We start from the raw sequence: 23952 nt of genomic DNA on the forward strand, positions 1-23952 counted from the left end.
CAGCCCCAGGGGCAGCAGAAGCCCCACGCATTTAACAACCCCAGACTTGGTAAATTTTAAAAGCATTGGGCCGCAAAAAAGAGTGGCTACACTGGTTGGGATAGAGCCTCATAAGCTGAGATAAGCCGTTTTTTAGTTTGCATAAGCCACTGCTAAAAAGGCGCTACCAGACCTAAAGTAGCGATTTGTTTTTACGAATCCATATGCAAATAAATTATTTATATGACCGTAATTAAACGAGCGTAACTGAGCCAAGCCCAGAGCATAAGATTGCAGCTGGCATTCGAATTAATGCGCTTATTTGCGCTCGGCTTTCGGTGCTTTTTTAAAAATGCTTTTGGGCATAATCATGTGGGCGCCGCGGGTACCGTCCACTACTTGCGTGGTGTTCAGGTCGCCGGCCACGCTGCACAGCATGTAGGCATCGTCGCGGCTCAGCTTTTTTTCGGTTACAAGGAAGTTTATCATTTCGCGCACCGCGTCCTTGGCCGCCAGGGTCAGGTCTTCGTTCAGCCCCATGCTAATGTAGGCGGTGGGCGTTTCGGCCCGGGGCAGGGTCAGGTGCAGGTCTTTGCGCACAATGAACTGCAGCTTGCCCTGGAGCGAAGTCTCCAGCCCCGTAATGTCTACTTCGCCGTTGCCTTGGCCGGCGTGGCCGTCGCCCACAAAAAACAGCGCGCCCGCTGCGTGCACCGGCAGGTAGAGGGTGGTGCCGGCCACCAGCTCTTTATTGTCCAGGTTGCCGCCGTGAATGCCGGGCGGGGCACTGTTTACGCGGCCGGATGCGGCGGGCGGCGCCACGCCCATGCTCCCAAAAAACGGCCGTAGTGGCACCTCGATACCGGGCGCAAAGTAGGCCACCATCTTCTTTTCATCCAACGGGATGATGCGCATTTTGGCGTAGGGAAAGTCTTCCGGAATGAAGCCGCTCTTGGGGCCAAAGGCATTGTAGGCGTAGGGAATGGCCAGCTTGACAGAGTGAATGCGTACTTCAAGCACATCGCCCGGCTCGGCGCCTTCCACAAAGATGGGACCGGTGAGAATGTGTCCGCCCGGCCCCTTGTTGGTGACTTTTTCCACGATTTCGCGCAGGGCTGGCTCCACCTGGGCGGGCGGCAGGCCAGCGCCTTCCAGCCGGGCCGGGGTGGAGGTGATGAGCGTATGCACTTCCACCGTTTCGCCCGATTTGATGCGCAGCACGGGCGGCGCGGCGGCATCGTAGTACCCCCAGGCGGCGGTGGCCGGGGTGATGGGCAGCTGATGGGTAGCTTTTTGGGCCTGGGCAGCTAAAGTCAGCCCCGTTGCTGCAACAACATGCAGGGCTGCGCGGACGAGTATTCGGCGGTGGTTCATGTAGGCAAGTACGCACTATATCAGAAGCGCTGCTTAGATTTGGCCATAAACTTTAGGGGTGCTTCGCTTTGGCGAGGCTGAGATGATACCCTTGGAACCTGAATCCGGATAATACCGGCGAAGGGAAAAGTACTGGTCCGCACGCGGCTGCCTTAGGGGTGGGCCGTGGCCGGCGCCCGCTATTGTTTATGGATTTCTTCCACTCAACTAATCCCTAGTTGTCATGGTCTGCTATGTAAACAATTTGCCCCAGGAAACCGCCAAAGCCCAGACGCTTACGCAGCTGCTCGCCCACCTTGCCCTAGCCGGGCAGCGCGGCCTCGCCGTGGCCGTGAACGACACCGTGGTGCCCCGTGCCGCGTGGCCACGCCACGTCCTCCGTGCCCACGACCGGGTGACCATAATCCGGGCTGCCCAGGGCGGCTAAGTGCCCTCTCCTCTACGCATTCCTCGATTTTTTCACGCCCAGCGAACCAGGAGTTCGCGCCATATTCCATTCCCTTCGATGAAGAAAAAAGACCAAGCCCCGCACCAGACGCTGGTGGAGCGCCAACCCCTCACGGGCTCCCGCAAAATTTACGTGCCCGGCAAGATGCACGACATCCGCGTGGCCATGCGCGAAATCGTGCTCAGCGATACCGAGCGCAAGTTTGATTTTGTGAACCCGACGGAGCAAAACGCGCCCGTAACGGTGTACGATACCAGCGGCCCCTACACCGACCCGAATGTGGCCATCGACCTGAAAAAAGGCCTGCCGCGCCTGCGCGAAAGCTGGATTCAGGAACGTGGCGATGTGGAGCAGCTCGCCGGCACCACCTCGCTCTACGGTCAGCAGCGCGCCGCCGACACCAGCCTCGACCAGCTGCGCTTCGAGCACATTCGGCCGCCCTACCGCGCCCAGCCCGGCCGCAACGTGTCGCAGATGCACTACGCCCGCCAGGGCATCATCACACCCGAAATGGAGTACATCGCCATCCGCGAAAACCAGCGGATTGACGAGCTGGCGGCCACCGACCCGTTGCGCGTCCAGCACCGCGGCCACAGCTTCGGGGCCAACACGCCGCAGGGCCACATCACGCCCGAATTTGTGCGCTCGGAAGTGGCCGCCGGCCGCGCCGTTATTCCCTCCAACATCAACCACCCGGAAAGCGAGCCGATGATTATAGGCCGCAACTTCCTGGTGAAAATCAATACCAACATTGGCAACTCGGCGGTGACTTCGAGCATCGAGGAAGAAGTGGACAAAGCCGTGTGGAGCTGCCGCTGGGGCGGCGACACACTGATGGATTTATCGACCGGCAAAAACATCCACGAAACCCGCGAGTGGATTATCCGCAACTGCCCTGTGCCGGTGGGCACTGTGCCCATTTACCAAGCCTTGGAAAAGGTGAACGGCAAGGCCGAAGACCTGACCTGGGAGCTGTTTCGCGACACGCTGATTGAGCAGGCCGAGCAGGGCGTCGACTACTTCACCATTCACGCCGGCGTGTTGCTGCGCTACGTGCCCATGACGGCCAAGCGCGTGACCGGCATCGTGTCGCGCGGTGGCTCCATTATGGCCAAATGGTGCCTGGCGCACCACCAGGAAAGTTTTCTTTACACGCATTTCGAAGAAATCTGCGAAATCATGGAGGCCTACGACGTGGCCTTTTCTCTGGGTGATGGCCTGCGCCCCGGCTCCATTGCCGATGCCAACGACGAAGCCCAGTTTGCCGAGCTGGAAACCTTGGGCGAGCTCACCAAAATTGCCTGGAAGCACGACGTGCAGGTGATGATAGAAGGCCCCGGCCACGTGCCCATGCACCTCATCAAGGAAAACATGGAAAAGCAGCTGAAGGAGTGCCACGAGGCGCCATTCTACACGCTGGGCCCGCTCACGACGGACATCGCGCCGGGCTACGACCACATCACCTCGGCCATCGGCGCGGCCATGATAGGCTGGTTTGGCACCGCCATGCTCTGCTACGTGACGCCCAAAGAACATCTAGGCTTGCCCAACAAGCAGGACGTGAAAGACGGCGTCATTGCCTACAAAATTGCCGCCCACGCCGCCGACCTCGCCAAGGGCCACCCGGGCGCGCAATACCGCGACAATGCCCTAAGCAAAGCCCGCTTCGAGTTCCGTTGGGAAGACCAGTTTAATCTAGCTCTCGACCCCGACACCGCCCGCGAATACCACGACGAAACCCTGCCTGCCGAAGGCGCCAAGGTGGCCCACTTCTGCTCGATGTGCGGCCCGCATTTCTGCTCCATGAAAATCACGCAGGAAGTGCGCGACTACGCCGCCAAGCAGGACCTGACCGCCAGCGAAGTTCTGGCCGCTGGCCTTGTGGATAAGTCGCGTGAATTTGTGGAAAAGGGCAGCGAGATTTATCTGTAGCGCTCAGCATGACAACTGGATTGATTAAATCCTGGCACCATGATTAACACACGCCCTTTTGCACTCAGCATTGCTGGCTTCGACCCCAGCGCCGGAGCTGGCCTGCTGGCCGACGTAAAAACGATGGAAACCAGCAGCGTTTACGGCTTGGGCGTGTGCACGGCCCTCACGGTGCAGAGCGACGTTTCGTTTGAGCGCGTAAGCTGGGTAGATGCTGTTTTAATCAAAGACCAAATCCGCGTTCTGCTTGCACGCTTTCAGGTTGATTTTATCAAAATCGGCTTGGTCGAAAGCCTGCCGCAGCTGCTGGCATTGGCATACTGGCTCAAAGAGCAAAACCCCCGACTCCAACTCGTGTGGGACCCCGTGCTGAAAGCCACGGCCGGCTATGAGTTTCATCGCAAGACCGACCCAAGCCTACTACAAGCCCTGTGTTCAGAAATGGCACTTATCACCCCCAACAGGCCGGAAATGCTCCGGCTCTTGCCTGCCGATTCGGCTGAAGCAGCGGCTGAACGAATCAGTGCCTTTTGCCCCGTGCTGCTGAAAGGCGGGCACGATACCAGCGACCTGGCTACCGACGTACTTTTTATTCAAGGCCAGCAGCACCGGTTTTCCGCGTCACGCCTGCCGCATGGCGAGAAGCATGGCAGCGGCTGCGTGCTTTCGGCGGCGGTGCTGGCGCAACTGGCCAAAGGGAAAAGCCTGATTGATGCGTGCCGCCTTGGTAAGGACTATACCAGGGCCTTTTTGGCTAGTAACGATACGCTGCTGGGGTATCATTCAGCACCGGCAGCGTCTTAGGGCGCTGTTCGAAACCCAGCACTTACTTAACCACCACCACGTCAATGAAAATCAACCTCCTTCATTATATCACCACCTCCCCCGAAGCGGCCGAACTGGCCTGCCAGGGCGGCGTGCGCTGGGTGCAACTCCGGGTGAAAAACCAGCCTTATGCCGTCTGGAAGCAGATAGCGCTGGAGACCCAGGCCGTGTGCCGCCGCTACGGCGCCATGCTGCTCATCAACGACAACCCGCGCTTGGCGCAGGAAATCGGGGCCGACGGGGTGCACGTGGGCCAGGCCGATATGCCCGCCGCCGAAGCCCGCGCCATGCTGGGCGCCAACTTCATCATCGGCGGCACGGCCAACACCTTCGCCGATGTGCAGCGCCTGGCTGCCGCTGGAGTGGACTATGTGGGGCTGGGCCCGTTCCGCTTCACCCCAACCAAAGAAAACCTAAGCCCAACGCTGGGCATGGCCGGGTACACCGAAATCATGCGCCAATGCGAAGCCACTGGCATTGTGGTGCCCGTCATCGGCATTGGTGGAATTACGCTGGAAGACGTGGCCGCCTTGAAGAGCACAGGGTTGCATGGGGTGGCCGTATCGAGCGCCATCGGCAATGCCAAAGCCCCAGCAAAGATGGCGGGGCTGTTTATCAACGAGTTGTCGGCTGTAATTTCTATTTAATTATTATGTTAAACAAAAAACTAAGCATTGCGGAACGGACTTTCGACTCCCGGCTGTTCACGGGAACGGGCAAATTTAGCTCGTCGGCCCTGATGGAGGAAGCATTATTAGCTTCGGGCTCCGAATTAGTGACCGTGGCGCTGAAGCGGGTGGACGTAGCCAATTCGGAAGACGACATCCTGCGGCACCTTTCGCACCCGCAGTTTCATCTGCTGCCCAATACCTCCGGCGTGCGCACCGCCCGCGAGGCCGTATTTGCCGCCCAGCTGGCCCGCGAGGCTTTGGAAACCAACTGGCTCAAGCTCGAAATTCACCCCGACCCCAAGTATCTGCTGCCCGACCCCATCGAGACCCTGAAAGCCGCCGAGGAACTGGTGAAGCTGGGTTTTGTAGTGCTGCCCTACATCCACGCCGACCCAGTGCTGTGCAAACGGCTGGAGGAAGTTGGGGTGGCGGCCGTGATGCCGCTGGGTGCGCCCATCGGCTCCAATAAAGGCCTGCTGACGCGCGATTTTCTGGAAATCATCATCGGTCAAAGCAAGGTGCCGGTGATTGTGGACGCGGGCCTCGGAGCGCCCTCGCACGCCGCAGCGGCCATGGAAATGGGCGCTGCCGCCGTGCTGGTAAACACCGCCATTGCGGTGGCTGGCCAGCCGGTGGCCATGGCCACGGCCTTCCGGCTGGCAGTGGAGGCGGGGCGCATGGCATACGAGGCGCGCCTGGCGGCACCAGTGGCGCACGAGGCGGTGGCCAGCTCGCCGCTCACTTCTTTTTTGGATTAAGATGCGGTCCAATCGGGCCATCATGCTGAGCGCAGCCGAAGCATCTCGCGTGCTGTAGTAATCAATGACGCTACAACGAAGCGAGCGAGATGCTTCGGCTGCGCTCAGCATGACGGTCAAATTAGTATGACGGCCAAAAGCATTAAATGTTAGCAAAAAATGAGCTTTCAACCCATCCTCGACGCCTACTCCTGGGACGAAACCAAGGCCAGCATCTACTCCAAAACAGCGGATGATGTGGCGCGCGCTTTAGCAAGCCGGCAGCGCACGTTGGAAGATTTCAAGGCGTTGATTTCGCCGGCCGCTGCGCCGTATCTGGAGCAGATGGCGCAGCTCAGCCACCAGCTCACGCGCAAGCGGTTTGGCAACACGGTGCAGCTCTACGTGCCCTTGTATCTTAGCAACGAGTGCCAGAACATCTGCACTTACTGCGGCTTCAGCCTCGACAATAAAATTCGCCGCCGCACCCTGAGCAGCGTTGAGATGTTGCAGGAAGCCGCCGTGCTCAAGCAGTGGGGCTACGACCACGTGCTGCTCGTGACTGGCGAGGCCAACCAAACCGTAGGCGTCGACTACTTAGAGAAGGCTTTGCGCACGCTGCGGCCACATTTCTCGCACCTATCGATGGAAGTGCAGCCGCTGGACCAGGCCGATTATGAGCGCCTCATTCCCGAAGGCCTGAACACGGTGCTGGTGTACCAGGAAACCTACCACCGCGACGACTACAAAAAGCACCACCCCAAGGGCAAGAAATCGAATTTTAACTACCGCCTCGACACACCAGACCGGCTGGGCCGGGCAGGTATTCACAAAATGGGCCTGGGCGTGCTCATTGGCTTGGAAGACTGGCGGACGGACTGCTTCTTCACTGCCATGCACCTCGACTACCTGGAGCGCACCTATTGGCAAACCAAGTACAGCTTGTCGTTTCCGCGCCTGCGGCCGGCAGAGGGGGTTTTGCAACCCAAAGTAGAGATGAGCGACCGTGAGCTCGTGCAGCTGATTTGCGCTTACCGCTTGTGGAACGAAGAAGTCGAGCTGTCGATTTCAACCCGCGAAAGCCCCACGTTTCGTAACCACGTGGTAAAGCTGGGCATCACCAGCATCAGTGCCGGCTCGAAGACGAACCCGGGCGGCTACGCAGTGGCGCCGGAGTCGTTGGGGCAGTTTGAGATTTCAGATGAGCGCAGTCCGGCCGAAATTGCGGCCATGTTGCGCCAACAGGGCTACGAACCTGTTTGGAAAGACTGGGATGCCACCCTAACCGCCCTTGCCCGATGAACCCAACCGAACCAACCTTTTCCGCCGCCGAAAACAACCGCTACAGCCGCCACCTGCTGCTGCCCGAAATCGGCTTGGCGGGCCAGCAGAAGCTGAAAGCTGCCAAGGTGCTCGTGGTGGGCTGTGGCGGCCTGGGCTGCCCGGTACTGCAGTACCTGGCCGCCGCCGGTGTGGGCACGCTGGGTTTGCTGGATTTTGACACCGTAGACGATAGCAACCTGCAACGCCAGGTGCTCTACGCCACCGCCGACGTGGGCCACCCCAAAGCCGTAGTAGCCGCCGAGAAGCTGCAGGCCCAGAACCCGTTCATCGAGCTGCACCCGCACCAGCTGCACCTCTCGGCCGCAAACGCGCTGGAGCTGTTTGGCGGCTACGACATCGTAGTGGACTGCTCCGATAATTTTGCCACGCGCTACCTCGTCAATGACGCCTGCGTTATCCTAGGCAAGCCCTTGGTATTTGGGGCCATCTTCAAATTTGAAGGGCAGGTTTCGGTGTTCAACTACCAGCAGGGCCCCACCTACCGCTGCCTCTACCCCGAGCCGCCCGCTCCCGGTGATGCTCCCAGCTGTGCCGAAATCGGGGTATTAGGCGTATTGCCCGGCCTGGTGGGCACCATGCAGGCCGCCGAAGCTCTGAAGATTGTTCTGGAGCTAGGCGAGGTGCTGAGCGGGCGCCTGCTGATGGTAGATGCGCTGGGTATGCGCTTTCAAACCATCCGCTTCCGGGCCGTGCCCGCCAATCAGCAACTCACAAGTTTAGAGGCCGACTATGCCGCATTTTGTGGCGAAGCACCCGAAGCCGCTGCCCCGCAGCGCGCGCCCGAAATCAGCGCCGATGACTTGAAGGAGTGGCAGCAAAGCGGCCGGCCGCTGCAATTGCTGGACGTGCGAGAGCCGCACGAACACGCCCGGCGCCAGATTGGTGGACAGTTGCTGCCGCTGGGCCAGCTGGCAGAGAGGTTGGGCCAGCTGTCGCCCGGGGTGCCCGTGGTGGTGCACTGTGCCAGCGGGGTGCGCAGCCAAAAGGCGGCCCAACTGCTGCTGGCGCAGGGCTTTTCCCACGTGTACTCGCTGCGCAACGGCTTAGCCGATTATTGATTGCAGCTCGCGAAAAGCCGCTACGGGGTCGGGGCTTTGCCACACGGCCCCCAGCACGGCAGCCCCCACAAACCCGGCTTGCTGCACGGCTGGGAGCCGCGCAGCATCCACGCCACCCAGCGCCAGCACTTGCGGCGCGTAGCCGGCACGGTGCCGCAGTTGCCCCAAGGTAGCAGTGATTTCAGCCAGCGCGAATGCCGCCGGGTAATCGGACTTGCTCAGGCTGTCGAAAATCGGACTCAGAAATACGTAGTTGTAGTGGCGGCGATGCTCCCGGATTTCGGCTAGCGTGTGGAAGGAGGTAGACAGCGTTTGGCCCGGCCGCAATGTGGGGCGGGTGCCCTGGTGCCGGCGGGCGGCTGTGAGGTGTACGCCGCCCAAGCCCAGCTCTGTCGCCAGCGAGTAGTGCGAATGCAACACCAACTGCGGGTGGTAGTGCGCCGGAATGCTGTCAAGGTAAGCGGCGACTTCTGCTCGGCTCCACGCCGGTTTGCGCACATGGAAGCGGGACAGGCCCTGGTCCAGCAACTCGATTGCCAGCCCAGCCTCGTTCGGCACGTCCTGAGGAGGTGAGATAAGGATGAGCTGCATGCTTTCAGGCCGGGCCTTGGGTGGGTTCGTCGGGGTCCGGCCAATTGGCCAGTAGCCTGCGAATGTGGTCGAGCCGCACTTGTTTGGGTGCCGCGCGCCGGGCTATGGCGGTGGCCGTCCAGTAGCGGTGGTGGGTGAGAAAATTGGCTTGGAGCTCAAACCACGCCCGCTCGTTGGCAATGAGCTGGCGCGCCGTCAGCTCGTGGAAAAGGCTGGTAGAAATGGGCTCGAAGTCGGGCCGGCCGAGGTAGTCGAGGTCGGCATCACAGAGAATTTCGGCCAGGGCGCTTTGGGGTTCCTGCGGGTACTTAGTAGCCATTATCAGGGCACAAATCTGGTCAATTTGGCCGTGGCTATACTCGAAGTCGGGCAGCGTGGTGCGGGCTAGCTCGCAGCCCTGGGCCTCGTGGCCTTGGTAAGCGTGCAGGAAGCCGGCATCGTGGTAGAGGGCCGCCATGCGCAGCAGGGCCAAGGACTCGGCATCGTCTATGCCTTCGACGGTGGCGAGCTCCATGGCTACCTCCATCACGTCGAGGGTGTGGTGCAGGCCATGGTAGTACAGGGTGGGGGAAAGACCACGCCGCAGGGCATTCAGGATAAAATCTTCGGCGGCCTGGAAGTGCATGCGAGGGGGCGCGGGTGCTGCTGGGCCCGCACAATGGCAAAGCAAGTAATGAAAAAGAGAAGTAATGAGCAGAAGCGCCACCAAATGCGTCGGTTTGAACAGTTCCCTCGCCCCTGGACAGAGTTGCTATTGGCGTCTGACACGCCGCTGCAGGGGGAGCCTATTTGGTTGGCGGGGCATGCAGAATAATGGAATGGATGGGGCTTTAAAAATGATTCGCTATAAAAATAATATATGGGCTACTGAATTTTTACAAAAAATTAGCTTTTGGGTTGATATTCAGAGAGCCGCGCATTCATAATTATCTTGCAGCCTATGGAGGGGCCCCGGGGGCTACCAAACTAAGTGCAAACAGATGCCCGGATTTGTCAATCTTTGCAATACCAGATGCTGCACTAGTTATGGGGGCCTTTGGTTTTGGGATGTTGTCCGGCGCCATGCCAGGCAAGCCGGGCATTCTATCCTTTTTCTGTATCTCTACCTGCATGATTTGCACAGTTGAACCTTATTTGCGGAGGTTGCGCGGAACCGGTGCGGGGCAGAAGTGGAGCATACGGGCCGGCGCAGTCTCTTTCAGTTCTTAAGCCCTGCCTCTGCTCATGAAATGGATATTGACGGTGCTCTTGGTTTGGGTGATGAACGGCTCCTTGCTAGCTCAGCATCGCTACTGGGATACTGACTACGATTCGCTGCTTCAGTCGCTGCCCCAGCAGCGAACCGACACAGCCCGCTTGCACACCCTGGTGCACCTGCTCGACCTGCACCCCACCAACCCGCAGGCCCTGCCCTTGCTCAACCAACTACTGGCGCTGAACCAGCGGGTGCAGGCGCTCAACGAGGCGCCCTACCGCCGCTTGCGGGCGGGCATGGTGCTTTGGCAGAAGGAAAATGTTGCGGCTGCTGCTTTGGACAGCATGAAGCTGGCTGTGACCGAATTTGACCGCGTGGGCCGGCCCATTCCCTTGTTGCTGACTGACCTCGTCACGCTTTTCAATCGGCTGGGGGCCATGGATGCCCGCAAGCAGTATTATGAGGACAAGCTGGCCTTCTACCGCGTGCGTGGCAATACCGAGAATATTGCGGCGTGCTACCTATCGCAGGGAAATTTCTACCGGCGCACCGGCGACTACAACCGGGCCATCAATTGCAGCCTGCGCGCGGCCGACATGGCGCAGCAGTTCAGCCGCACGCTCTACGTGAACGAATTGCTGGTCACCGGCTCTATTTATGCCGACTGGGGCAACACCGACAAGGCCGTGCAGTACCTGAGCCAGGCCCTGGCCCTGCCCGAGTTCCGGCGGGTGCAAGGCCACAACCGGGTGTTTACGTTCGTCACCCTCTCCAAACTGTACCTGCAGCAGCGGCAATTGCAGGCGGCTCTGCAAGCATCCGACTCGGCCCTGGCCGCCCGCAGAACCGAAGTCAGTGAAGAAGGCATGAACCAAGCCCACGCGCTGGTGCAAAAAGCGGCCGTGCTGCTGCACATGGGCGAGCTTAAATCCGCCGGCGAGCTGCTGCAGCGGGCTCAAAAGCTCGACGACTCGTTGGCCCTGGCCATGTCGGACAAGCCCGGAGAATTTGAGCTCGATGCTACCTGGGCCCAGTACTACCTGGCCCAGCGCGACTACGCCCGCGCTGAAACCCACTGGCTGCTGGCCTACCGCAAGGCCACAGCCGCCAAGCTCGACCGGCTCCGCCCCAAGTACCTGCAGCAACTGGCCGCGTTTTATGTAGCGCGTGGCCGGCCTGCCGAGGCCCAGCGGTATTCCAGTGCCTACATCGCCCTGATTGATACGTTTAACCTCGCCCAAAACACCTTCCACGTTGCGCAGTACGAGGGCGAGCGGGTAGAGCAGGCCCAAAACGCTCAAATTAGCAACTTGCGGCAATCCCAGGCGGTGCAGGCGGTCCGCTTGCGCCTGGGCAACTGGCTGCTGCTAGGAGCGTTAGTGGCCGTGGTGCTGGTGTCGGGCTTGGGCGTGTTCATCTACCAGCAGCTGCTCATGAAGCGGCGCATGCTGGCCCAGCTGCGCCAAACCCAGTCGCAGCTGGTGCAGGCCGAGAAAATGGCTTTCCTGGGCGAGCTCACGGCGGGCATTGCCCACGAGCTGCAGAACCCGCTCAACTTCATGAAAAACTTTGCCGAAGTCAGCACCGACCTCGTCGACGACATGCACGGCGAGGGCCTGGCCAGTGGCCGCGCCGAGGGGCTGGAAGGCGAAATCCTGGCCGGCCTGAAGCAAAATCTGCAGCAAATCAGCCAGCACGGCCAGCGGGCCTCCTCCATTATCAAAGACATGCTCGCGCACTCGCGCTCGGGCACCAGCCAGCGCGTGCCCACCGACCTCAACGCCCTGGCCAGCGAGGCGCTGACCTTGGCTTATGAAGGCTTGGGGGCCAACGACAAATTGTTCAGCGCAAGCCTGGTCACGAACTTCGAGCCCCAGATGGGGCTGGTACCAGTGGTTGCACAAGACATGAGCCGCGTGCTGCTCAACCTGTGCACCAATGCCCTCTACGCTGTGCGCCAGTGCCAGCAACAGGTCTTGGTGGCAGCCGGGCAGGAGCCCGACTACTACGAGCCCACCGTGACCATAATCACCCGCCGGACCGCTGGGCAAGCGGTGGAAATCCTGGTGCGCGACAACGGCACAGGCATGAGCGAAGCAGTGAAAGCCAAAATTTTCCAGCCGTTTTTCACCACCAAGCCGGCGGGCGAGGGCACGGGACTGGGCTTGTCGCTGAGCTACGACATCGTGACCAAAGGCCACGGCGGCACCCTCACCGTGGAAAGCCACGAGGGCGAGGGTACTGAGTTTATTATTCGGTTACCCAGTAATTAGAGGCCGAAACTGAAGCGCTACACGTACTAGGGGTAAAAAACATCTTGGAATAAGAGCTTTTTAGCCCAAGAATAGCGCGTTCCTGCTCATTTCGAAGTTCCTTTGTGATGAATGAGTAGGGTTTTATTGCTTTGTCTGCTGACTTGGGTGCTGCCATTGGGTTTGCGGGCGCAAACCTCGATGGCAAGGCTGCGCAGCGAACTACAGGCCCACTCCCAAGCAGACACTGCCCAAGTCAATCGCCTCAACGCCCTGGCCCTCGAACTACGCAACACTGTGGCCGACGAATCGGCCGCCTTGTTTCAGGAGGCCCTGCGCCTTTCCGAGCAGTTGGATTACTGCGCCGGCGCAGCGGAGGCCCAACTGGGCCTGGGGTTTTACCACCGCCATCGCGGCGAATACGACCAGGCCGAAAGCTATTCCAAACAAGCCCGGGCGGGCTTTGCACGAGTGGGCGACCGCCAGGGCCAGACCCGGAGCCTGTATAACCTAGCCTCTGTTTTTTCGGAGCAGGGTATGTACGACAAGTCGCTGACCGCAAACCTGCGCGGCCTAGCCTTGGCCGAAGCTCAGCACGACCGGAAGTGGATGGCTTTTCTAAACACCCGGCTTGGCATTACCAGCACGCTTTTAGGAGAGTACAGCCAAGCTCAGCAATACCTGACACAGGGCTTGAAATATGCCCAGGAATCGGGCGATTTGCTGAGTGTTGGCAACGCGTATGCTGGTTTCGGCGACCTCTACCGCACTCAGGGCCTGTGGGCGCAGGCCCAGCGCAGCTACGAGGCGGAGGCGACCATCTCGCAGCAGGAGAATAACCAGGCCGGTCTGCTTTTCGAGGAAATCAACATCGGGGAGATGGCAGAGCGGCAGAAGCACTATGTCCAGGCTTTTGCTTATGCCAAACGCAGCGTGAAGCGGGCTTATGACTTGCAGGCGCTGGGCGAGTTGCCCCGTGCGCAGCTCTTGCTCTCACGCGTGTTCCTGCACACCGGCCAGCCCGACAGTGCCCTCGTTTACGCTCGCAGAAGCTTACTCGCCTCCCAGCGCAGCGGCGCCAAAAGCCAGAGCCGCGATGCCAGCGAAGTGCTGGCCCTGGCCTCGGCCAAGCTCGGCCGGTACGCCGATGCTTACCGATACGAGCAGCTCTTTGGCTTCTACAAAGACAGCCTCAACAGCAGCGACCTTCAGCGCCGGGCGGCCGTGTTGCAATACCGGGCCGAGCTGGACAAAAAGCAAGCTGAAATCAGACTTCTTACCAAGAACACCCAGCTCATCCGCAAGCAAAACCGGGCCCAACAATGGTTCCTGATTGGCGCCTTGATGAGCTTGGGGGCGGTGGCCGGCCTGAGCATTGTGCTGTGGCGCAACAACGGCCAAAAGCGGCGCGCCTACGCCCTGCTCAAGCAGCAGCAGGACGAGCTGCACGCTGCCCAGGGCCAGCTCGTGCAAGCCGAAAAGTGGGCCTTCGTGGGCGAGTTATCGGCGGGCATTGCCCACGAATTGCAGAACCCGCTCAACTTCATGAAAAACTTTGCCGAAGTGAGCGTGGCCATGCTCAACGAAGACGGCGCCAAGCGCCCGACCGGCCGCCTGGGAACCTCCGAGATGGAGAAGCAAATCATGGCCGGCCTGAAGCAGAACCTGCAGCAAATCAGCCAGCACGGCCAACGAGCCTCCTCCATTATCAGCGATATGCTGGCGCATGCCCGCTTGGGCACCGGCCAGCGCGTGCCCACCGACCTCAACGCCCTGGCCGAGGAATCACTCACGCTGGCTTACCGAGGCCTGTGTGCCGATGACAAGACCTTCCAGGCCAAGCTCGGCCGGGATTTTGACCCCGAGCTAGGCGTGGTCGAGGTCGTGCCCCAGGACATGGGGCGGGTGCTGCTCAACCTGTGCACCAATGCCCTGTATGCCGTGCGCCAGCGCCAGCAGCAGGCGCTGGCCGAGGGCGTTTCCTATGTGCCAGCCGTGACCGTGAGCACCTTCCTGAACTTTGACCTGTCCGTGGAAATCCGGGTGCTTGATAACGGCACGGGGATGAGCGACGCGGTGAAAGAGAGGGCGTTTCAGTCGTTCTTCACCACCAAGCCCTTTGGCGAGGGCACGGGGTTGGGGCTGTCGTTGAGCCACGACATCGTGACCAAAGGGCACGGCGGCACCCTCACCGTGGAAAGCCGCGAGGGCGAAGGCACCGAGTTTGTTATTACCCTGCCAGCCTGAAGTAAATAGGGCCAAGCATAGTGCTACTGGCACAGGCAGTGGGGCCAGCACGGGGCGTTGTGTCGGCTGCGGTTTTGTACGAACTGCGCTTGGCCGCAGGGCTGACTTGGTTCCTGATAGTTGATGCTGAAAAGTCCGGAGCTCGGACACAGTTAGCGGCAAAAGCCAAGCATGCACGCGAGGAGTTATTTCTATGCTAAATAGTATCTTGGCGCCGCTGCGTTGCGCGAGGTGCTAGTCGCTTTGTCGGCCACCGATGGGGCCCTGCTCCTGGGCTGCCTCGCCTGAACTAGCTTTCCGAAATATTGTTTGCACCTACTTTTTCGATTCAGCCTCTTCTCTGCAATGGCAAACTCACCCAGTTACGGTCAACTCCTCATGCTGGCGGCGGTGGCCATGCTGATAGTGCGGGCGCTGCGCCATTTTTTGGATTTGCCCAACCGGCTGGCGCGTTGGAATAAGGCTCTGGGCTACATCTGGGCGCCCATGGTGGGCTTGCTTTTAATAACGGCCATCTTCAAGGTGAATGGGCCTCTGCTCGCCGACGGGTATTGGCTGTTTGTGCTGTTCACCGTGGCGGCTGTGCTGGTGGCCGTGCGCGACTACCGCCCGGCCCGGATGCTGCTGCTGGCATTGGTGCCGTTTCTGCTCAACAAAACCGTTGAGTTTTTTCTGTCTAATTCAGACGGGCGCTTGCCCAAGGAATTCGACCAGGTGCTGGACACCACGCAGGGATTTGCCATTATCTGGCTGATTACCTTCACCATTATTGCCCGCAACCTGAAAAAAGCGCTGGAGAAGGAGCGGCTGCTGCGCGAAGAAGAGGAAAAGGCCAAGCGCCTTATCGAAGCCCAAAATGTCGAATTGGAGCGGCTGGTGGCCGAACGCACTTCAGCCCTCACGTTTCAGGCCGAAGAGCTGCGTACGGCCCTTACGGAGCTGCGCACCACCCAGGCCCAGCTGGTGCAGTCTGAGAAAATGGCCAGCCTGGGCGAGCTCACGGCGGGCATTGCCCATGAAATCCAAAACCCCCTCAACTTCGTCAACAACTTTGCCGATGTGAGCGTGGAAATGCTGGCCGAGCTGCGCGAAGAGCAGGCCCGCCCGCAGCGCGACCCCGAGTTGGAAGCCGAACTGCTCGACGACATTGCCCAGAACCTGCAAAAGATTCACCACCACGGGCAGCGGGCTGCCAGCATCGTGAAGGGCATGCTGGAACACAGCCGTGCCAGCACCGGCGAGCGCCAGGCCACCAACATCAACCACCTGGCCGACGAATACCTGCGCCTTGCCTACCAGGGCCTGCGCGCCAAAGACAAATCCTTCAACGCAACCCTCCGCGATGATTTCGCACCCGACCTGCCCTTGGTGGAAGCCATCGGGCCCGACTTGGGCCGGGTGCTGCTCAACCTCTTCGGCAATGCCTTTTATGCCGTGCGCCAGCGCCAGCTGCAGGGCGAAGCCGGCTATGCGCCCACGGTGACGGTGCAAACGCGCCAGCGGGGCGACCAAGTCGAGATTCGGGTGCGGGACAATGGTTTGGGGATTCCGGAGGCAATGCGGCAAAAAATCTTCCAGCCCTTCTTCACCACCAAACCCAGCGGCGAAGGCACCGGGCTGGGCCTTTCGCTGAGCTACGATATTGTAACTCAGGGGCACAGCGGCACGCTCACGGTCACCTCACAGGAAGGAGAGTTTACGGAATTTCTGATTAGTCTGCCTATCAAACAGGCCAGCTAGCTGCCGGTCACTGTTTTGCTTGGTACGTGGGTGCGCTCAGGGTTGAATAAATAACATAATGCGCTCATTTCTATGCGGATGGCTTGGCTCTATTGGCGGGATGAATGGCTATGCAGTCATCGTTGGCTGGGAATTGATGCACCATGTGGGACCACCCACACGGCACACTCCGACCAAGCGCCGAACTGCTTTCGCCATTTTTAGTAATCAGTGGTTGCAGAAAAGATTAGGACTATTAGAATTGTGGGTTGAACTGCGCACCAGTTAAAATTGGCTGGGTTTAGTATTAGATTGACATTCTCGAACGTGGAGCTCAACTTTATTGCTCATATATTACAAGATTATATCAATTTTATGAACATATTTGCTAAAGCTAGCAACGCCTTGAAAAGCAGCAATGCCGTTGGCCAAGTTAGACAACTTGCTATGCTGGCTTAGAGTGGGTACGCTTGACTCAGGCATTTCGGGGCCAGCAGGCAGCATAAAACAAAACATACTCCGGCCCTTCTTTACCCTGTAAGGGCACGGACCTGAGCTTATTCATACGCTTCGGCATTGTGCTTAGAACGCACAGTGAGTTTGTTGACCATTTGTTCTATGCCTCTATCTCCTTTCCACACGTTCGGTCGGCTTGCTCTAGTGATGGGCTTGTTGCTGGCCGTCTGTGTAGGTGTGGAAGCAGCGGCGCTGCCGGTGCCGGCAATATCCCAAAGCCGAACCGTGGACAGCCTGCGCCAGCTGTTGGCCCAGCCCCAGGCCGACACCCGGCGCGTGATTTTGCTGTGCCAAATCAGCGACCAGCTCTGGACCCAACGCACCGACTCGGCGGCCGTGTATGCCATTAAGGCGCTGGCGCTGGCCCGCCGCATTGGCTACCCCCACGGCGAAGGCGAGGCCCTGAACCGCTTGGGAGCGGCCCTGCGCGAGAGCAACCTGGCCCGCTCGCTGGAGTTGTTTCAGGAGTCGCTACGCATTGCCAAAGCCACGCACGACCGCGCTCTGGAAGCCCAGAACCTGCGCAGCATCGGCATTATTTACGTGTACTTGCGCGACCGTGAGCAGGGGCTGGCCTACTACTATCGGGCTCTGCGCCTTGGCGAAGCGCTGCGCGATGAGCGCCGCATAGTGATAGATTTGAGCAACATTGGCCTGGCCTACGACTTGTTCAATCAGCTCGATTCGGCGCGCATTTACCAGGAGCGGGCCTTGGCCCTGGCGCGCCGCATCCGCACGCCCACCAACTACATTCTTTATGGGCTGGGCAACGTGGCTCGCAAGGAAGGCAAGCTGACCGAGGCGCGTGTGTTCTACCGCGAAAGCATTACCGAATCGAACCAGGTGCGGCACCTGCGCAGCCTCAACTTTGCCAACGTAGGCATGGCCACGCTGTACCAGCAAACCGGCCGCCTCGATTCCAGCATCTACTATGCCCGCGTGGGTTGCCAGGCCGCCCAAACCAATGGCTTCCTGCGGGGCGTGCTCAACGCCAGCACGCTCCTTACCCAGAACTTCAAGGCCCGCAACAAACCCGACAGCGCTCTGAAATACCAAAGCCTGATGCTGGTGATGAAAGATACCCTGTTTGGCCAGGAGAAGGTGATGCGGCTACAAAGCCTAAACTACCGCGAGCAACAGCGCGCCCAGCAGGCGGCTGCCAGCGAGGCCTCCCTCAAGGCACGCTACCGCACCTACGCCCTGCTGGGTGGCGTGGTAGGCCTGCTGGCGCTGGCGCTGCTGCTGGGCCGCCACGTCCGCCAGCAGCAGCGCGCCAAAGAAGCTCTGGAGCAGTCGCTGGCCGAGCTGAAAACGGCCCAGGACCAGTTGGTGCAGCGCGAGAAGATGGCCTTCCTGGGCGAACTCACGGCCGGCATTGCCCACGAGTTGCAGAACCCGCTCAACTTCGTTAAGAACTTTGCCGAAGTCAGCACCGACCTCGTCGATGAAATAGCCGGCGACCAGCGCAACCCCGCCCGCAACGCGGGCCTGGAACAGGAGATTCTGGCTGGCCTCAAGCAAAATCTACAGCAAATCAGCCAGCACGGCCAGCGGGCTACGTCCATTATCAAGGGCATGCTGGAGCACTCGCGCACCGGCACCGGCCAGCGCGAGGCCACCGACCTCAATGCCCTGGTGGAGGAAAGCCTGCGCCTAGCCTACCAGGGCCTGCGCACCAAGGAAAAGGACTTCACCGCTGAGCTTAGCACGGAGCTTGCGCCCGCGCTGCCCGCAGTGTCGGTGGTGTCACAAGACCTGAGCCGGGTGCTGATTAACCTTTTTACTAACGCCTTTCATGCCGTGCAGCAGCGCCTGCGGCAGGCCCCCGACGCTGGCTACCGCCCCACCGTGACGGTGAGCACCCAGGCCGTACCCGGCGGGGTAGAAATCCGCATCGGCGACAACGGCACGGGCATGTCGGAGAGGGTGAAAGCCAAAATATTTCAGCCGTTCTTCACCACCAAGCCCGTGGGCGAAGGCACGGGCCTCGGCCTCTCGCTTTCGCACGACATTGTGACCACCGGGCACGGCGGCACGCTGGCTGTGCAAAGCGAAGAGGAAGAAGGCACTCAGTTCGTGGTGACGCTGCCCGTCTGAGCCGGCGCCGTCCTACCTTTGGCACCAGCCTAAATTCTGAAAAGTAGAACATGCAAATTCTGGTTGTTGACGACGAAACCGATGTGCGCGACTTGTTTCTGCAGCGCTTCCGACGCGAAATCCGCAACGGCGAGCTGAGCTTCAGCTTTGCCTTCTCGGGCGAAGACGCCCTCACATTCCTGCGCGCGCACCACTCCGAGGTTCTGATTATTCTCTCCGACATCAACATGCCCGGCATGAGCGGCCTGGAGCTGTTGAGCTACGTGAAACAGGAGTTTGAAATGCCCCCCACCACCATGATGATGATTACGGCCTACGGCGATGACCAGAGCTACCAGCAGGCCATGGCATTGGGGGCGAATGATTTTTTGACCAAGCCCGTGGATTTTGGGGTGCTCAAGGATAAATTGCTGCAGCTACTGCCGTGAAAAAGCAGTTGTCGGGAAAGGCAGGGCGTAAGTGGCAGGAACTGGTTTCCGCGCCTGTAGTCCGACCCCTGGCAACCAACCACTACACTTTATGAAGACGAAAATTCTGGTGGTCGACGACGAGGCCGACCTCGAGCTGCTTATTAAGCAGAAGTTTCGGCGCAAAATCCGCGAAAGCGTGTACGAGTTTGTGTTCGCCAACAACGGGCAGGAGGCCCTCGAGCGCATCGGCGAGAACCCCGACACGGATGTGATTCTCAGCGACATCAACATGCCCGTGATGGACGGGCTCACGCTGCTCACGCACACCCACGCCCAGCATCCGGCCATGAAAACGGTCATCGTGTCGGCCTACGGCGACCTCGGCAACCTGCGCACCGCCATGAACCGCGGGGCGTTTGATTTTGTAGTGAAGCCCGTCGATTTTAACGACTTGGAAGTCACCATCGAGAAAACCGCCGGCCAGGTGCGCCAGCTGCGCGACACCTTGCGAGCCATTCAGGAAAACAACATCCTCAAGATGTACGTCGACGAAACGGTGCTCAACTTCATGACGCGTCCTGACTTTGAAAACCGCTTGCTGGCCAGCGAAACCGTGGAAGCCACTGTGGTCTTTCTTGATATCTGCGGGTTTACGTCCTTGGCCGAAAAGATGGCGCCCACCGACGTGGTGAGCCTGCTCAATACCTACTTCGACCTGATGGTGAAGGAGATAATCGCACAAGGCGGCCACGTCGACAAGTTTATGGGCGATGCCGTGATGGCCGTGTTCCGCGGCGAGCACCACCTGGACCGGGCCATAGATGCGGCCCTCTCGGTGCGCTCGGCCTTGCAGGACAGCGGCACGCCGCTGCCCGCGGGCTTCGACTACCGCCCCGAAGTCAGTATTGGAGTAAACACCGGCGAAGTGGTGTCGGGCAACATTGGCTCGGCCTCGCTCAAGCGTCTGGATTACACAGTGATTGGCGACGTGGTGAACATATCGCAACGCCTGCAGTCGGCGGCCAAGCCCGGGCAGATTATCATCAGCGAAGCCGTATACCTGAAGGTGAAAGAGTCGTTTCGGTGCGAGTTTGTGAGCGAGGTGACGCTGAAAAACAAGGCCCGGGCCGTGAAGCTTTATGAAGTAGTGGAGTAGCCCGGTCCGCGCTTACGCGGCCAGTTCCCGCATCTTCTCGTTTTGGAGGCGGATGCGCTGGCAGAGCATGCGCAGGATGTTGCGGAGTACTTCGCCGCGCTCCTCCATCACGTCGTAGAAATCTTCCTGGTCGAGGCGGAAGGCGAGCACCTGGCTCAGCGCGGCCGCCGACGCCGAGCGGGGCTCGGTGTCGAGCAGGGCCAGCTCGCCAAAGAAATCTCCGGGCCCGAAAGTCGCCAGCTGCTGATTGCCGTTGAAGATGCCCACCTGCCCGTCATGCAGGATAAACAGGGACGTGCCGATGTCGCCCTTGGCAAATATTTCTTCGCCTTCCTGAAAAGTTACCTCCCGCATGATGGGCACAATGCTGCTCAGCACATTTTCGGGAGTTTGGGCAAAAAGGGCAGTGCTTTTGAGCACCACCACCCGCTCCAAGGCAGATACGCGGGATTCGGTGGCGGGGGAGTGACTCATGGTGGGGTGAGGAGAAGGATTGGCAGAGAAGGAAGTGGCTAGAGCCGCAACGGCTTCGCCCTGGTGGGCTGCCAGTGCCTGCAGGGCAAGTAGGGCACTCTCGCGCAATAGCGCATGGTCCGACTGCAGGTAAGGCCGCAGCAGGGCCGGGGCATCGGGCTCGGTGGGCCGCCAGTGGCGCAGGGCCACGCTCAGCGTCCAGGAAGTGAAGGCGAGGTGGCCCCGGCGCAGCAGCAGGGCAGGTAAGGGCTCAGAAGCGGGGGCAGCAAGGGTGGCGGTGGCGGTCCTGCCCGCGGCCTTCGCACCCAAGGTCAGCCCTTGCGGCCGGGCAGGCGCAGTGAGCGTGGCAAATATTCGTGCCTTTTCGGGCACCGGTGTATCATCGAGCAGGGCCTGCAGCCCCTGGTAGGTAGGGCGCGGAATGAGGTTGTCGAGGATTTCCAGGGCATTGGCTTGGCGCTCGCGAGCGGCGTGGGCCACGTTGCGCTGCGCAGTGGCCACCAGCTCGGCATCGTAGAGCTGAGCGAGCAGGCCAAATACCCGTTGGTGCAGCAACATCAGCTCGTAGTCGACGGTGGCGTGGAGGGCGGGGTGCGAAGCATTCAGCAGACCCTGCAGCAGCTGGGTGGCCAGCTCAAACTCCTCGCGCAGCAGGTGCTCGAAGATGTCCGTGTCGGTGGGCACGGCTGGGAACCGGCGCAGAGCCCGCAGCGCCAGCCCCCGGGAAAACAGGCCAGGGGCCTGGGCCAGCTCGAGGAGGACAGCGCGGCTGGCGGAGTTGTTTAGGCGCTCGAGCACGGTGACCAGGCGGTGCGTGTGCGTATTGTTGGCGTCGTCGAGGAGGGCCTCGCGTAACAGCGGCACGGCAGCCGGGCCCAAGGCCACTAGGCTGTCGGCGGCGGGCTGCCAGCGCCGCTTGTCGCGCAAGGCATGCAGCAGGTAGTGGGCCAGCCGGGTGTGGCCCAGGGTGCCGAGGGCGATGAGGGCAGCGTGTGCCATGTCAATATTGGGGCTGGCCAAGCAGTGCTCAACCAACTGGCTTTGGGCCTCCGCATTGTAGTGGGCCAGCAATGAAAGCGCTGCTTTAACAGCAGCCGGCGAGGGCTGGCGCAGCAGCTCCTGCAAGCTGCGTTGTGCCGCGCTGTGCTGGGGCGTGGCTTCGAAGCAGCCCCGAATAGCGCCTTCGCGGGCGGCCATGTCGGGGCCATTGAGCAAGGCTGTGAGGGAAGACACATCGGGTTCCGCGGTGGCCAGCTGGTGGGCAGCAACAGTACGCACAGCGGGGGCGGGGTCGCGCAGGGCTAAGGCCTGCAGGGCCTCGGCGGGGAGGGGGCGCACTTCGGGGGTGGCTAGCAGCGCGAGGCGCACCCGCTCATCGGCGTGTTCGAGCAGGGTGGGCACGTGGCTGGCCAGGGCGGCGGGCTCGCGCTGGCGCAGCCAGGCCACGGCGTTGAGTACCTCGGTGGGGCGGGCGCTATGCAGGTGGGCCAGCACCACTTGCAGGGCCGCATCGGGGAGGGCAAGCTCGGCCGTTTCGGCAAAGCGGCGACCCAGCCCGTCCTTCAGCTCGGCCAGGTAGGCGCGGTAGGTGCGCCGCAAAAACAGCAGGGCCAGCAGCAGCAAGCCGCCCATCCAGACAAATGGCAGCGGGCCACCGAGCTTGTCCACATAACCAAGCCCGAAAAACAGCAAGCCCGTGAGACCCAGACCCAGCGGTTCGAAAATGCCTTTGGCCAGGGTGTGGGCCGCAAGGCGCTGTGGCGGAGCCAGCGGTTGAAACAACACCAGGAAAACCGGGTCGAACACGGTGCGGCGCAGTACTTCCAGCAGCAGGTACAGCCCGCAGAAGTACGCCAGCAGTACTATTTGGCTGGAGAAGCCCACCACTTGCACCCCGCCAAAAGCGGCCAGCAGCACCAGCGCGACGGCCGGCAGCAGCTGCAGCGACCACTGCACGCCATAGCGCTCCAGGGCTTGCCGGCTCACCATCAGCTTGAAAAACATGGCTGCCAGGTACGTCAGGCCCAGCACCCAGCCCACCGACTGGGTAATGTCTTCCGAGGCGTGGAACCGGTGCTTCACGTTGATAAAAAACATGTATTCCACGCCCGTGAGTACGGCCGCAATGGCCATTAGGCTCAGGCACATGGCTAGCACCAGCTCACTGCCGCCAAACAGGCGCACCAGTCGGGCCTGGGGCCGCTGCAGGTGCCGCATGGGGCGTGCCGCGGCTTCTACCACGTGCGAATTAAGTGTAGAGCGGAGCGCAAATAGGGCACTTAGGTAGGCTACAAACGATACCCCCAGCAGCACGGGCAGCTGGGCATCGCCGTGAATAAGGGCTGCCAGCAAGGCGCCCAGGGCCTTGGCCGGCATGTCTCCCGAGCTGATGACGCTGAACAGCCGCTTGCTCTGGCGCACATCAAACACCACCGCCGACACACCCCAGAATTCCAGGTTAGTGAGCAGGTAGATTACCCGGTAGCCCACCATCACGGCCACGGCCGACGCTACGGAGTGGCCCACCACTACCAGCACGCCCACCACGCCGGTAAGGGCCACCACGGCCAGCAGCACCCGCACGGCCAGCTTTCGTAGCAGGTAGTGGTGCTCGAAATAGGTGTAGACCTTGCTCACGGCCATCATGGCCAGGGCGCCGGCAATGTATCCCAGCGGCAGGCTGTGTTCGGGGTCGTGCTCGAGCAGCAGCACGTTGGCGGCCACGTACACCAGCACCGAGCCGATGCCGAGCAGAAAGTTGTGCAGCAAAAACAGCCCCACCGTGCGGGTTTCGCTGGCCTTGATGCCGAATAGGCGTTGCAGAGAGGTGGCAGAAATCATGCAGAAGAGACGCCGGCACCACCGGGCACGGCCGTAGCCAAAGATACGTGGACCCGGTGCCTTCGCTGCCCATCGGCCCGGTAAGA

The 23952-nt window shown here is 60.6% G+C and carries 17 protein-coding genes and 1 riboswitch; of the genes, 13 read left to right on the forward strand and 4 right to left on the reverse strand.

Annotated elements, in window-relative coordinates; genetic code table 11:
- Positions 1-297: 297 nt before the first annotated feature.
- Positions 298-1353: an acetamidase/formamidase family protein gene (locus tag ACP7AJ_RS12255; RefSeq protein WP_426060493.1), complete on the reverse strand. Its 1056-nt coding sequence runs from the start codon at positions 1351-1353 to the stop codon at positions 298-300.
- A 44-nt stretch (positions 1354-1397) separates the two neighbouring features.
- Positions 1398-1496, forward strand: a riboswitch (TPP riboswitch).
- An 80-nt stretch (positions 1497-1576) separates the two neighbouring features.
- Here ACP7AJ_RS12255 and thiS point away from each other — a divergent pair.
- The 7 genes from thiS to moeB all read left to right on the forward strand — a co-directional run bounded on the left by thiS (position 1577) and on the right by moeB (position 8368).
- Positions 1577-1780, forward strand: a complete 204-nt coding sequence (gene thiS, locus ACP7AJ_RS12260) for a sulfur carrier protein ThiS (protein ID WP_426060494.1) — start codon at positions 1577-1579, stop codon at positions 1778-1780.
- 78 nt (positions 1781-1858) lie between these two features.
- Positions 1859-3733, forward strand: a complete 1875-nt coding sequence (gene thiC, locus ACP7AJ_RS12265; RefSeq protein WP_426060495.1) for a phosphomethylpyrimidine synthase ThiC — start codon at positions 1859-1861, stop codon at positions 3731-3733.
- A gap of 39 nt (positions 3734-3772) precedes the next feature.
- Positions 3773-4537 (forward strand): bifunctional hydroxymethylpyrimidine kinase/phosphomethylpyrimidine kinase, encoded by a 765-nt coding sequence (gene thiD, locus ACP7AJ_RS12270; RefSeq protein WP_426060496.1) that lies wholly within the window; start codon positions 3773-3775, stop codon positions 4535-4537.
- Between the two features lie 44 nt (positions 4538-4581).
- Positions 4582-5205 (forward strand): thiamine phosphate synthase, encoded by a 624-nt coding sequence (locus tag ACP7AJ_RS12275; protein ID WP_426060497.1) that lies wholly within the window; start codon positions 4582-4584, stop codon positions 5203-5205.
- A 5-nt stretch (positions 5206-5210) separates the two neighbouring features.
- The gene (locus ACP7AJ_RS12280) at positions 5211-5987 is read left to right on the forward strand and encodes a thiazole synthase (RefSeq protein WP_426060498.1); all 777 of its coding nucleotides are present in this window, start codon (positions 5211-5213) and stop codon (positions 5985-5987) included.
- 159 nt (positions 5988-6146) lie between these two features.
- Entirely contained in the window at positions 6147-7268 is a 1122-nt protein-coding gene (gene thiH / locus ACP7AJ_RS12285) for a 2-iminoacetate synthase ThiH (protein WP_426060499.1), read from the forward strand.
- Positions 7265-8368: a molybdopterin-synthase adenylyltransferase MoeB gene (gene moeB / locus ACP7AJ_RS12290; protein ID WP_426060500.1), complete on the forward strand. Its 1104-nt coding sequence runs from the start codon at positions 7265-7267 to the stop codon at positions 8366-8368. The genes thiH and moeB overlap by 4 nt, the downstream gene beginning before the upstream one ends.
- Here the strand turns inward: moeB and ACP7AJ_RS12295 are convergent.
- Positions 8354-8959: a thiamine phosphate synthase gene (locus ACP7AJ_RS12295; RefSeq protein ID WP_426060501.1), complete on the reverse strand. Its 606-nt coding sequence runs from the start codon at positions 8957-8959 to the stop codon at positions 8354-8356. The genes moeB and ACP7AJ_RS12295 overlap by 15 nt on opposite strands.
- Before the next feature lie 4 nt (positions 8960-8963).
- The gene (locus ACP7AJ_RS12300) at positions 8964-9584 is read right to left on the reverse strand and encodes an HD domain-containing protein (RefSeq protein WP_426060502.1); all 621 of its coding nucleotides are present in this window, start codon (positions 9582-9584) and stop codon (positions 8964-8966) included.
- 599 nt (positions 9585-10183) lie between these two features.
- Between ACP7AJ_RS12300 and ACP7AJ_RS12305 the strand changes: the two genes are divergently transcribed.
- The 6 genes from ACP7AJ_RS12305 to ACP7AJ_RS12330 all read left to right on the forward strand — a co-directional run bounded on the left by ACP7AJ_RS12305 (position 10184) and on the right by ACP7AJ_RS12330 (position 20551).
- Positions 10184-12427 carry an ATP-binding protein gene (locus ACP7AJ_RS12305; RefSeq protein ID WP_426060503.1) on the forward strand — a complete coding sequence of 748 codons (2244 nt, stop codon included), beginning with the start codon at positions 10184-10186 and terminating at the stop codon, positions 12425-12427.
- 180 nt (positions 12428-12607) lie between these two features.
- On the forward strand, positions 12608-14653 hold the full coding sequence (locus ACP7AJ_RS12310) for an ATP-binding protein (RefSeq protein WP_426060504.1): 2046 nt from the start codon (positions 12608-12610) through the stop codon (positions 14651-14653).
- Between the two features lie 345 nt (positions 14654-14998).
- Complete coding sequence (locus ACP7AJ_RS12315) at positions 14999-16393, forward strand: sensor histidine kinase (protein ID WP_426060505.1); 1395 nt, start codon at positions 14999-15001, stop codon at positions 16391-16393.
- Positions 16394-16990: 597 nt separating this feature from the next.
- The gene (locus ACP7AJ_RS12320) at positions 16991-18985 is read left to right on the forward strand and encodes a tetratricopeptide repeat-containing sensor histidine kinase (protein WP_426060506.1); all 1995 of its coding nucleotides are present in this window, start codon (positions 16991-16993) and stop codon (positions 18983-18985) included.
- Between the two features lie 50 nt (positions 18986-19035).
- The gene (locus ACP7AJ_RS12325) at positions 19036-19413 is read left to right on the forward strand and encodes a response regulator (RefSeq protein WP_426060507.1); all 378 of its coding nucleotides are present in this window, start codon (positions 19036-19038) and stop codon (positions 19411-19413) included.
- A 91-nt stretch (positions 19414-19504) separates the two neighbouring features.
- Positions 19505-20551, forward strand: coding sequence for an adenylate/guanylate cyclase domain-containing protein (locus ACP7AJ_RS12330; protein ID WP_426060508.1), 1047 nt, complete (start codon positions 19505-19507; stop codon positions 20549-20551).
- Between the two features lie 12 nt (positions 20552-20563).
- On the opposite strand, the gene ACP7AJ_RS12335 is transcribed toward ACP7AJ_RS12330, so the two are convergent.
- Entirely contained in the window at positions 20564-23866 is a 3303-nt protein-coding gene (locus tag ACP7AJ_RS12335; RefSeq protein ID WP_426060509.1) for a cyclic nucleotide-binding domain-containing protein, read from the reverse strand.
- Positions 23867-23952: the final 86 nt, after the last annotated feature.

The sequence above is a fragment of the Hymenobacter sp. B1770 genome (assembly GCF_049896385.1).
Lineage (GTDB): Bacteria > Bacteroidota > Bacteroidia > Cytophagales > Hymenobacteraceae > Hymenobacter.

What these genes read in the sequence shown, in the direction of transcription:
- ACP7AJ_RS12255 (WP_426060493.1), bottom strand. Translation starts at nt 1,353, where the DNA reads ATGAACCACCGCCGAATACTCGTCCGCGCAGCCCTGCATGTTGTTGCA.
- thiS (WP_426060494.1), top strand. Translation starts at nt 1,577, where the DNA reads ATGGTCTGCTATGTAAACAATTTGCCCCAGGAAACCGCCAAAGCCCAG.
- thiC (WP_426060495.1), top strand. Translation starts at nt 1,859, where the DNA reads ATGAAGAAAAAAGACCAAGCCCCGCACCAGACGCTGGTGGAGCGCCAA.
- thiD (WP_426060496.1), top strand. Translation starts at nt 3,773, where the DNA reads ATGATTAACACACGCCCTTTTGCACTCAGCATTGCTGGCTTCGACCCC.
- ACP7AJ_RS12275 (WP_426060497.1), top strand. Translation starts at nt 4,582, where the DNA reads ATGAAAATCAACCTCCTTCATTATATCACCACCTCCCCCGAAGCGGCC.
- ACP7AJ_RS12280 (WP_426060498.1), top strand. Translation starts at nt 5,211, where the DNA reads ATGTTAAACAAAAAACTAAGCATTGCGGAACGGACTTTCGACTCCCGG.
- thiH (WP_426060499.1), top strand. Translation starts at nt 6,147, where the DNA reads ATGAGCTTTCAACCCATCCTCGACGCCTACTCCTGGGACGAAACCAAG.
- moeB (WP_426060500.1), top strand. Translation starts at nt 7,265, where the DNA reads ATGAACCCAACCGAACCAACCTTTTCCGCCGCCGAAAACAACCGCTAC.
- ACP7AJ_RS12295 (WP_426060501.1), bottom strand. Translation starts at nt 8,959, where the DNA reads ATGCAGCTCATCCTTATCTCACCTCCTCAGGACGTGCCGAACGAGGCT.
- ACP7AJ_RS12300 (WP_426060502.1), bottom strand. Translation starts at nt 9,584, where the DNA reads ATGCACTTCCAGGCCGCCGAAGATTTTATCCTGAATGCCCTGCGGCGT.
- ACP7AJ_RS12305 (WP_426060503.1), top strand. Translation starts at nt 10,184, where the DNA reads ATGAAATGGATATTGACGGTGCTCTTGGTTTGGGTGATGAACGGCTCC.
- ACP7AJ_RS12310 (WP_426060504.1), top strand. Translation starts at nt 12,608, where the DNA reads ATGGCAAGGCTGCGCAGCGAACTACAGGCCCACTCCCAAGCAGACACT.
- ACP7AJ_RS12315 (WP_426060505.1), top strand. Translation starts at nt 14,999, where the DNA reads ATGGCAAACTCACCCAGTTACGGTCAACTCCTCATGCTGGCGGCGGTG.
- ACP7AJ_RS12320 (WP_426060506.1), top strand. Translation starts at nt 16,991, where the DNA reads ATGCCTCTATCTCCTTTCCACACGTTCGGTCGGCTTGCTCTAGTGATG.
- ACP7AJ_RS12325 (WP_426060507.1), top strand. Translation starts at nt 19,036, where the DNA reads ATGCAAATTCTGGTTGTTGACGACGAAACCGATGTGCGCGACTTGTTT.
- ACP7AJ_RS12330 (WP_426060508.1), top strand. Translation starts at nt 19,505, where the DNA reads ATGAAGACGAAAATTCTGGTGGTCGACGACGAGGCCGACCTCGAGCTG.
- ACP7AJ_RS12335 (WP_426060509.1), bottom strand. Translation starts at nt 23,866, where the DNA reads ATGATTTCTGCCACCTCTCTGCAACGCCTATTCGGCATCAAGGCCAGC.